The organism is Clostridium sp. OM05-9 (assembly GCF_003481465.1).
GTDB classification, from domain to species: domain Bacteria; phylum Bacillota; class Clostridia; order Lachnospirales; family Lachnospiraceae; genus Coprococcus; species Coprococcus ammoniilyticus.
Map to the genome: position 1 here is coordinate 312,339 of NZ_QULF01000006.1, position 10,684 is coordinate 323,022.

The following is a 10,684-nucleotide window of genomic DNA, read 5'->3' on the forward strand; positions in this document are numbered from 1 at the left end:
CAGATCATTGAACAGCACTTGATTATCACTGCTCTAAATAATAACTCACTATTTCCTGCTCCAGTTTCACATTATGTTCCTTCATATAACTTAACACTTCATTGTACAAATCTTCTTCCATTAATGCCTCAAGCCTACTCATATCATTATCCGTCAATTCTCTTAGGCAATGACTAAATCTCTTATCACATAATTGCTGTATTCCCATGCAATATAGTTCAAACTTTTTAGCAGTTTCTCGACACAAATGTTTATGAATTAGAAATCCTCCAACATCAATATCTCCAAAATGATAATATCTAACATTAGGATTATCCGAAATAACTTTTTTAAGGAACTCTATCTGATGTCTATTAGCAAAACCTCCCAAATACATCATAGCAAAATTTCCATCTTTCAATCTCTGATAAGATGTCTTATTTTCAATGGTCATTACACTCTCAGTATTAACACTGATTTTTTTTATACTTTGAACATCGCCGGATGCTATAGCTATACCACCTTGAATTTTTGATATATTTAAGGCATATTGCTCCCATTCAATTGTCCAGCTACCTTTTATAAATATTTCCTGTTCTGCTGGTGTAATATAAAAGAAGCTTAAGATAGCATCATTTCTTTCTCCCTCTTCTCTAATTCTACCGGTTGCAGTTCTCAAAAATGTACATACTTCTTCATAGTTATTACTTTCAAACCATTTTGAATCTCCATATACCAACACCGAAGCTTCTCTTACATATAAATGTTCCTTATTATTTTCCAAAAAAAATAACATTTTCAGATTTGCTTCAATTTGTTTCGGAACAAGTATGCACCTTGGATCTTCTATTTGTTCAAGAATACTTTCGCAATATTTATTCACAATTTGCCCCGTGCAAATATACTTTTCTACTATTTCATGTACTTGTTTTGAAATAGTACTTTGAGGAATGACACTATATTCTTCTTTCAAGTATTCATATAAGGCATCTAATTTTTCTTCTGAAAGATATATTTTTTCTATATCATCACTGAATTTCAAATAATCAACGGTTATGAAACCCATACCAGCCAATACACATGCTGCTTCATTAATTCCTTGTTTTTCCAATATATCTGCATTATTTTTAGCATAATCTTTATATATTTCTGTTGGTTTTAATATAACCCTTCTATTGGTAGCAATATTCTTTGCATATCGAATATTATATTTTTTTAGCAAACCATCAATTATCTCTTTTTTGTATTCCTTACTACTCATGGAATCTAATTTCTCCTATCTGCATATTATCATTACTATATTTCAAAACAGGAATAATTACGCCACATTCACTACCAATAGATTCCAACTTATTAGGCGGTGCACAAAATATAACCTGAAAATTCTGATTTTTAAAGAAATCCAGCATTAATTTTATATTATGATCGCTCATTTTTTCAAAAGGCTCATCTATGAAAATCAATCTAACTGAATTAACTCTGACATTATACAACATTGACAACGCCGCCGAAAGTATCAGCGTATATGGTATCTGAGTCCCGGCACCTGAATTATATCCCACCTGTTTCGATAGCTTACCATCTTTTACTTCATCATTATTGATAATAATCTCATAACTCATATAATTTCGATAATCTGCAAATTTCTTTATTTCCGCAATATCGTTATGGTCAATAATCTTATTGATAATATCTCGAATTTCCTTTTCTCTTATTTCTATCTCGTCATTTTCATATCCCATCAGATTTGTGAACATCATTTGACCATCAGACATATTGTTTGTGTCTTGCAAATATTCTGCATATCTTAGAATTTTTGCATAATCCGAATTATCGCTCAACATTTTTACATCAAATTGATATTTCGTAGAAAACTGAAGTTTTCGCAATTCCTTATTTATATCTGCTATATCACTTTTTGCATTCTTTGCAGTTTCATATATATTGAGTACAAATTCTCTTTTAAATATTCGTTCATAAGTTACCGTCTGCTCTTTGAGTTTTTGCTGTATTCCTTGCAAATCATCAATCCAGATTTTTCCTCTTCGTCTCTGGTAGTCAGCTTCATACTCCAAACCAATAGGTAATTTATCTACTTCTTGCTTTCGATTATTATACGCTTGTTGCTTACCATTAATATTTCCTTCAAGTTCACGCACTCTGCGATCTACTCTTTCTTTTGTCACACGAACCATAAGCGCACCATTCTGGTTTTCCCCGGACAAATATTGGTCATATTCTTCTATTGCTTTTTCCACAGCAGAATTACTTACAATTCTTTTCTCGTCTAATTCCACCTGTATTAAAGTTTCCTGTGTTTTAGACTTTTTAATTGATTTTTCATTTTCTGATATCCTTGCTTCTAAAATTGTCTTTTGATCTATATTTTTCTTTCTGTCATTCTTTTTGATATTTAGCTGGCTTTCAAGCACAGATACCCTTTCATTTAATGCCATAAATTCTACATTATTTTTCTGTGCTTCTAACAGCTCTTTATAATGACCTCTTTCATTATTCAAATTAACAGATACATCTGACCACTCCTTGTGAACATTTAAATTGAACTCTTTAAAGCAATCTAAACCATCCTGCAGATATTTTGATTTATCTTGCAGGATTCTTTGTTCTAAAAGTATCTCCTGTTCTTTCTTTTCTAACTCATGCAGCCTTTTCTCTGCTGATCTTCTATTGAGCTCTATTGCCTGACTTCCCAGACAATAACTTCTGATTTTTCTTGTATTAATATAGGTTACAGCCATATTGCGACTCAGTTTTCCTTCCATCGACATAGCATTATCATAATCCGGTACTTTTTCAATATCTACCGCATGAATTCTTCCCAACCAAAATTTAAAATAATTTGCCGCAGTTTCATTTTGAATAGTAAGATAACGAAATACAGAATCTTCTTCACATTTCAGTTGCTTTGACATTAATCGCTTTGTATTTACCAGCTCTACATATCGATATCTTGACTTATCCAACACAGCATTCGCAATATCAAAGACATCTTTCGATACTATAACTGCATAACGATGTACCCCCAAAAAGGACTCTATCGCATTCCTCCAATTCTCATCCTTCAACTCTACTACATATTCATAAGCCATATGAGCTTCTTCGCTAATATCACGCTTTTTGAACTCTCGATTAATTTCTTTAATAAGCTCTACCTGCTCCTGAACGTTGGAATAATTCATCCTATTTTTATTGCAGCTTTCAATAATACTATTTTGTTCCACACATTCGCTCTGCACTGTTTCCAGCCCTTTTTTCAGCAAAGTATTTTTTCCAATTAAGTTGTCACGACATCCCTGTATCTCTTCTTTCAATGAATCAATAAATCTTTGTTTTTCAGCCACCTCAAGATTTTTTGATGTCAATCTTCCAAGCACATTATCATTTTGTACGGCTACTCCCATCTCCGATAATCGAATAATCATTTCCTGCATTTTCTGCTGAAAGATTTCCAATTTCCTTTTTTCATCATTCAACTTTGTCAATTGCTTTTCATACGTATCTATCAATTGTTTAGATGCTTCTATCGCCTTTGAAACATCCAAATCAAGAAGAGCCCTTCTGGTTTCCGAATAAATTTTATCAATATCATTTATTTCCTGGTCTTGCTCTTCAATTCTCCTTTCCAGATCTTCACATGTAATAACACTCTTTTTGATTAATTCCTCTGCCTCCAAAATCTCTCTCTGGCACTCCACTAAAGCTTTATACTTAATTTTTATATCATCTATCTTCAGCTGTAATGCCTTCTTATCATGCTCGTCATAATCTGCCAATATAGAATCTAAATCTTGTAACTCTTGATTTATTTGTTCCAAACTGCCATTTATCTGTTCAATATTCTTCTTTGCTTCTTTCAATTTATCAAAATTAACATCATGTTCTTCTAAAACTGATTCCTTTATAAATTCCTGAATTTTCGCAGCGGGATTATATGCCATTATATTTCTTAACTTCCTTTGATATTTAGGGACCTCCTGATAAGGCAATTTAAGTCCTGTCATTTGCATAAATAAAGTAATACCATCTTTTTTATTTTTCATCTGCAACCCATATTTTTTCTGAAATCCCGAAGCATCATAAGGTTTTACAAGTGAATCTTCTTCATAAACAAATGAAACATCTGTAATTTTCTTTCCATCCATGGCATACCAATAAGTACCCCTAATATCTGTAACAGCTGTTTCTATTACTACCCCCAACACAAATGGATTCTCATTTATCTGGTCAAAATATTCCAACGCAATATGTGTGTACACTACTGGTATCTTATCAGCAGGTCTTGCATATATTCCAGCGCTCGCATCCACCAGGCATCGCGTATATGAAACTAAATTACGTTTTCCCACACCAGTATTGTACCCACTAGTAGCCTTATTGAATTGCGTGTCACCTGTATATGCATATTTAATAGCATCTAATATTGTTGATTTTCCACATTCATTTTCACCCGAAATCAATGTTAGATTTTCAGAAATAGGGATTGTCTTATTACTAAATCCATACCAGTTTACCAAATGTATATTACGCAAAATAGTTTTATTCATCTATATCCTCACTTTCCAAGAATTCTTCCTGCTCAGTCTCTATATTTTCTCCATCGGGTGCATATTCTGCCATAACTTGCTTTAGTTGTCCAATATCCATACAAAATTGTAATGATGGGTATAATCGAACTTTCCCTTCTTCTGTTGATATGTCATCACTATAATCTATCAGGCTAAATTTTTTAAATATGCGGTACGCATCTTTAAAGTCTGCCGGTTTCATATTAATTTGATAAATTTTGCATTTGTCAATAATATCACCAACTGTAATATGCACCGGATCTGCATATCCCATACGTTCCAAAAACAAAAGCCACAGTACCATTAATAATTTAACTTGTTTTGTATCAAAACGATATAGATTTATTCTCTTTAACCCAACTGTCTCAACGTCTTCATCCGCTTGTTGTAACATTGCCACTTTCATTCTTTCTTCAACAACAACCTTGTAACCAATAGCTGCCAAATATGTGTTTACATCATATTGATTGGCTTCTGACGAAATAAAATCATATAATTTCTCATCTTTGTCAGCCACAATAAATGTTGTATCAAGCATTTTACGAATACATTTCTTAAATAAATATGCATCTTCTTCACTCATTTTTTTCATAAAGTTGAAATCATTCATAAACAGACTCCTTCTATTTCTTAATTACTGTCATATCAGTAATGTCCGCAATCTCTGTTTTTACAGTTTCTTCTGACAGTCGAATATCATACGGGAACTCATCATTTTTAGCATAAAGCATTGGCGCTGCATACATCAATATCTCATCTTTTGTCTGAATCGATCTTTCTTTAATATTCATTTCATTTTCACTGCCCAATTGTACATCCAAGAAAGTAGTTACCCTATCAACAGAATATCTATTTGGTGAACTATTAAACAACCTTTCTGTTTGTGCTCTCTTTTCTTCTTCTGATAACTCAATTGTTGAAAGCCCAATATTTTCTCCCTCGTTTTTTACACGCTTATTTTTTTCAAAAGATTTATATCCTACATATTTTTGATTCGTGATACGTGTACAATCTGCAACTTTTTCCATTGCAACATTCTGTTCTTCTTCTGTCATCTTAGAAACAGTATTTAAAAAATCATTAATTGCAGCTTCTAATCTTATCCCATTACTTGCCATCAGCATAATTCTTGTATTTGCAAGATTATAGTAATTATTAATGCGGTTATCTATAAGCTCCATATTTGATTCGTATTCAACACTTAAGAAATACTGGAGTTCGGCAAAATATCGTTCAACACGCTCTCTCGCATCTTCATAATTCAATTGCAATTTTTCCGAGCATTCTTTTATTATTTTTTCACACATTTCTTCCTGTCTAAGTATTCTTAATTTTGCCTTTATAAATGATATTTGTGTAGGAATTAAACCATTATTTTTAATAAAAAAATATTCGTTAAAAAAATGATCCAGCATTTCATCTTTCATTATAAATTGCCCAAAACTATTGATATCTTGAAAAACAATCACCGCTTTCATAATACTTGAAATATTATCTTTCAACTCTACCAATTCATTTTTTAATTCTGTTTCATTATCAATTAGCGGCACTAAAATATTAGTATATGGTCTCTCTCTACGAACAGAATCTTCCTCAAATGCAGATTTTACAATTTCGTACATAGAGAAAATACGGTTTGACATCATACCTTCTCCACTTTTTTCTGTCATTTTTCTCAAAAAATCCATAAATCGTCTGCAGTCAATTGAGATATTAACAACATACTCACCATTTCTACCGATCTCTCGAGGAAGTAACCATCCACATTCACGAAACAGGGAAAGAATTTCAGAAGATTGCAATTCAATTCCATTTTCTTCTATTTCTCTTTCCTCACCCACTGCAATATCTTCCAACAAACTTTTTCTTGTAACATTTATTCCCACATTTTTCAAATAAACTGTAAGACTATCTTTTGCATCAGTTTCATACAATACTGGTAATTCTTTTGTTCTATCAATTAATATCTGAATGCAATCATAATATATCCTTTTATATTTCAATGTTAGTGGCTTAAAAAAAGAATCATTTTTTACATATTCAAAAAAGTTCACTTTCTCACCTCCTGGATTAATGCCTTTTATCCTTTTCCCTATGCCGCTGCATTATCGTTTATTGTGTCTATAACCTTTCTTATTCCCATCCACACATTTAAATCAGTAAATATTTCAACAACACTTCCCTGATCTGTAAATGGAGATTCCTGTAAGACAGAAAGATCCTTCATCATTCCATTATGAACTATATATTCGATAATCTGATTTACAAAGTAAATTTGCCTGCTGTCAAGACTTGTATTTGTAAGATATTCGGAAAAGGCCTCTTTTGCTGCATTCATGTCTAAGCCAACAATCTCACGAACAAATTCGCCAAGTGGTTTTGTACCAATTTCTTGTTCATAATCCTGTTTTGTGCCTATTTCCTGCCATAGTATTTCTTCCAATGAAGCAATATCTGTTGATGTCAATGGACGATTAGTCTTTAACTTTGCAATAGCAATATTGTCCTGATGCTGCCTTATATAATATTCTGCTTTTGCCTTGTAATTTTTTAATTCATCATTTTCAAGTTCAGATTCATTCCATTCTGTCGAAAGTATTTCATCTGTAAAATTAGTATCATAACGTATATTCGGATGTGGCAAATACTTCATAAGATCACGAAGTTGCTCTCTTATTTCTTCAAATTCATTTATTCCCGCATTATCAACGTAATCTGTATCCAAAATCTTATTGATTAATTCGGATTGTGCCTGAATTTCTGGAATATTCGCTACACTTGCAATTCCCGTCACTTTCTTATAAAGATCTGTACGAGCCTTCGAATACTTTTTGCCAACTAAATATGCTAATTCAATTCCATACATAAGCGCATCAAATCTTACAGCACTTGCATCCTCACCATCCGGTAAGATCAGTGGTGCAACCTCTTCTTTAACTATTAAAGTATCCTCATATGTAAGGGTTTGATAATTCGATTCTGTAGAATATAATTCTACATATTTCAGGTGTTGACAAACAGCAAAATTGTCCCTTGGCAGTTCTTGAACCTTCTCACTCATTTGTTGAACTAATGCCTTTCGATATGCAATAAGCCTGTCCATTTGATATTCAATATCCTGAAGCTTATAGGTAATCTCAAATTTCAGATTAAAAATCGCCCCTTGAAGTGCAATCATATTAGCTGAGGCTTTCCCTTTATTCATTCGGAAGAACTCGAAATTTCCACAAAAATCAAAAATATAGAATTTCTGTTTGTCCGCTCCGTCCAATAAACCAGGGCAAAGTCTTGTACCTCGACCAATCATCTGCCAGAATTTTGCTTTACTCATAACTTTTTTGAAGAACACCAAATTCAAAACTTCAGGCACATCAATACCTGTATCTAACATATCTACAGATATGGCTATCTGTGGCATTTTCTTTGGATCCGAAAACTCATCTATTGCGCTCTGTGCATAGGTCATATAATTATCTATTACTTTTGCAAAGTCAGGAAGATGCGGATATTCCTGATTAAATACTTTTAATATTTTCTCTGCGTGATCATGATTCTTTGCAAAAATAATAGTCTTACCTATTTTCTGTCCGTACTCAATCTTAATGCCTTCCGTCATTAAAATATTTAATACCTGTTTGATGGTATCCTCATTAAATAACCATGTATTAAGTGCAGACGAACTTATTGCCTCTGGTAAATTACCCTGCTCATCTTTAAATGTATCTTCATATGCTTTTTTATCTTCTTCTGATAATTCATCGTATACAATTCCCTGTTCAATGAATTTCAGTCTCGATTCAACTGAAACATAATCAACAAGATATCCATCTTTCACAGCCTGTGCTAAGTCATAACCATATGTTGGAACACCATTTTCCAATTCAAATATCTCATATGTATTCTTATCAATTTCATCTTTGGGGGTAGCAGTAAGACCAACCAACGGCGCATCAAAATATGAAAATATATCTCTATATTTATTATAAATTGATCTATGTGCCTCATCACAAATTACAAGATCAAAATGACCACATGTAAATAATTTTCCCTCATTATCATTTACTGTATCAATACAATTCATCATTGTCTGATATGTGGAAAATACACAATGTGCATTGTAATTGGCTTTTTCTTCAACAAGATTTGTACATGATAAATTAGGCAGCATATTCACAAAACTTCTTTTTGCCTGTGTAACAAGTGAATTTCGATCTGCAAGAAATAAAATATTTTTTACCCAACCGGCTTTTAATAAACAATCACATAACGCTATCACAGTTCTTGTTTTTCCAGAGCCCGTTGCCATGACAAGCAACGCTTTTCTACGATTTTTCTCATCAAAGCTATTACAAACTGCTTTAATAGCAGCCTCCTGATAATATCGTCCAGCAATATTTTTATTGACTACAACATACTTAAGACTTGTCCTCATAGTTAATAAATTAAACCACTTTTCCAAGTCTCGTTTTGAATAAATGACGGAACATTTTCTTTCCGGATATTGTCCATCAATAATATGTGTTTCAAATCCATTGGTAAGGAAAATAACCGGTCTTCTCTTATATTCTTTTTCTAGTAAATCTGCATAGAGCTTAGCCTGTTGTCTGCCTTTTGCAACGTCCACACAAGTTCTTTTCGCCTCTATAATTGCTAACGGACGGTGCATATCATCATAAAGCACATAATCTGCAAATCCTATACCTGATTTATTTGGCATGCCTGAAATTTCGACCTCATTCATCCAATCCTTTCCTTCTGTCCATCCCGCATCCATTAACATAGAATCAATGTATAATTTTCTTGTTTTGTACTCTGACAAATCAAGTGGCTTCGGAACATATGTCTTCTGTTGTTCCTGTCTTCGCGCAGAAAGAGCTTCCTTAAGTGAAGCATTTTCTTCAATTAATTTTTGTAAATCAAGTTCTTGTTTTGCAAACTTTTTCTGTTCTTTTATTAGTTCCTCATTAACTGCATTTGCAATCTCTTTTGATTGCTTTACCTTTTCAAGACGAGATATAATTAATGATTTATCAAAAGATCTGTCTTCATAATGATCAGAATAACAATGTGCAATATAATCTAAATAAATAAACAAATTTTCAAGACAAAGCATAGCTTCATCCCGTCCTAATTTCTTATTGCTATGAGCAACATTATTTCCACTTCGACGAATATAGTTCATGCGTTTCCAAAGATCCGGTCCTACAATCTGGCGATATTCTTCTGCATTCATTAAGCTGTATAAATTATCCTGATATGGCCTTTCAAGTTCCTCATCTACTGAATACATCCACTTTAATGCAAATTCCATAGCCCGGCGGCTGTTAATAATACTCGCTTCCGGATCTATAAGAATAATTTTCTCTGCCGAAATGGCAACATCTGCAAAACTGGAAAACTTTGATTCGTTTTTTAAGTAATCAAAATTGGTTATCATATAATCCCCTCCATTCTCTCAAGTATTTACATCTGAATAATCTATTATTTCATTATTATGAATTCTTCTTTTTTGTGCGGATACATCCACACTGATAATATATTATCTCACCTAACGCTTGCAACTACAACTTTTGATTTGTCGACTTGATGGACGAAGTCTACATACTCCTTCTGTAGCTCAATTGGAGGTACTAATACTTGAAAACTCTTTATCATGTTCCCATTAAGATTGGGCTGTCCAGCCCCCTGCGCTAAACTTCTTATTTTTTCATAAGACAACTCGAAAAATTTCCACATAAACATTGAATCAATTTTATCTGACGGCAAAATGCAAGCACATGCTTGATTTGTGCATGCTTCTATATTCAAATATGCTGTCATTCCTCTTGTTTTTCCCTGCCCATACATTGCTACTAAAACAGTGCCTACAGGAACCAACTTTGCAGAAGAACCATTCAAACCAGCCTCCGTAATATATTCGTCAACATTAACAATAATATTATTCTGTAGTTCCGTTGTCTTTACCCATGGAATGGTTCCATCTTCCCAATATTCAGCCTTATCTCTGCTTGGAGTTCCGCCACTTATAACATCAGTCAAGTCTTTTACCGCTACATACGGATATTCTGTGCTCTTATGAATACTGCCAAACATCTCGACAAATCGGGCTTTGATGAGGT

6 protein-coding genes are annotated in these 10,684 nt (G+C 33.0%); all 6 read right to left on the minus strand.

Annotated elements, in window-relative coordinates:
- Window positions 1-25: 25 nt before the first annotated feature.
- Window positions 26-1,240, minus strand: coding sequence for a Wadjet anti-phage system protein JetD domain-containing protein (locus DXB77_RS11835; RefSeq protein ID WP_118663389.1), 1,215 nt, complete (start codon window positions 1,238-1,240; stop codon window positions 26-28).
- Entirely contained in the window at window positions 1,233-4,544 is a 3,312-nt protein-coding gene (locus DXB77_RS11840; RefSeq protein ID WP_118663391.1) for an SbcC/MukB-like Walker B domain-containing protein, read from the minus strand. Before DXB77_RS11840 ends, DXB77_RS11835 begins: the two co-directional genes overlap by 8 nt.
- Window positions 4,537-5,175, minus strand: a complete 639-nt coding sequence (locus tag DXB77_RS11845; RefSeq protein ID WP_118663393.1) for a DUF4194 domain-containing protein — start codon at window positions 5,173-5,175, stop codon at window positions 4,537-4,539. The genes DXB77_RS11840 and DXB77_RS11845 overlap by 8 nt, the downstream gene beginning before the upstream one ends.
- Window positions 5,176-5,188: 13 nt before the next feature.
- Window positions 5,189-6,619, minus strand: a complete 1,431-nt coding sequence (locus tag DXB77_RS11850; RefSeq protein ID WP_118663395.1) for a Wadjet anti-phage system protein JetA family protein — start codon at window positions 6,617-6,619, stop codon at window positions 5,189-5,191.
- Window positions 6,620-6,657: 38 nt separating this feature from the next.
- On the minus strand, window positions 6,658-10,002 hold the full coding sequence (locus DXB77_RS11855) for a DEAD/DEAH box helicase family protein (protein WP_118663397.1): 3,345 nt from the start codon (window positions 10,000-10,002) through the stop codon (window positions 6,658-6,660).
- A gap of 107 nt (window positions 10,003-10,109) precedes the next feature.
- A partial coding sequence (locus tag DXB77_RS11860; RefSeq protein ID WP_182439488.1) for a restriction endonuclease subunit S occupies window positions 10,110-10,684 on the minus strand: 575 nt, incomplete at its 5' end.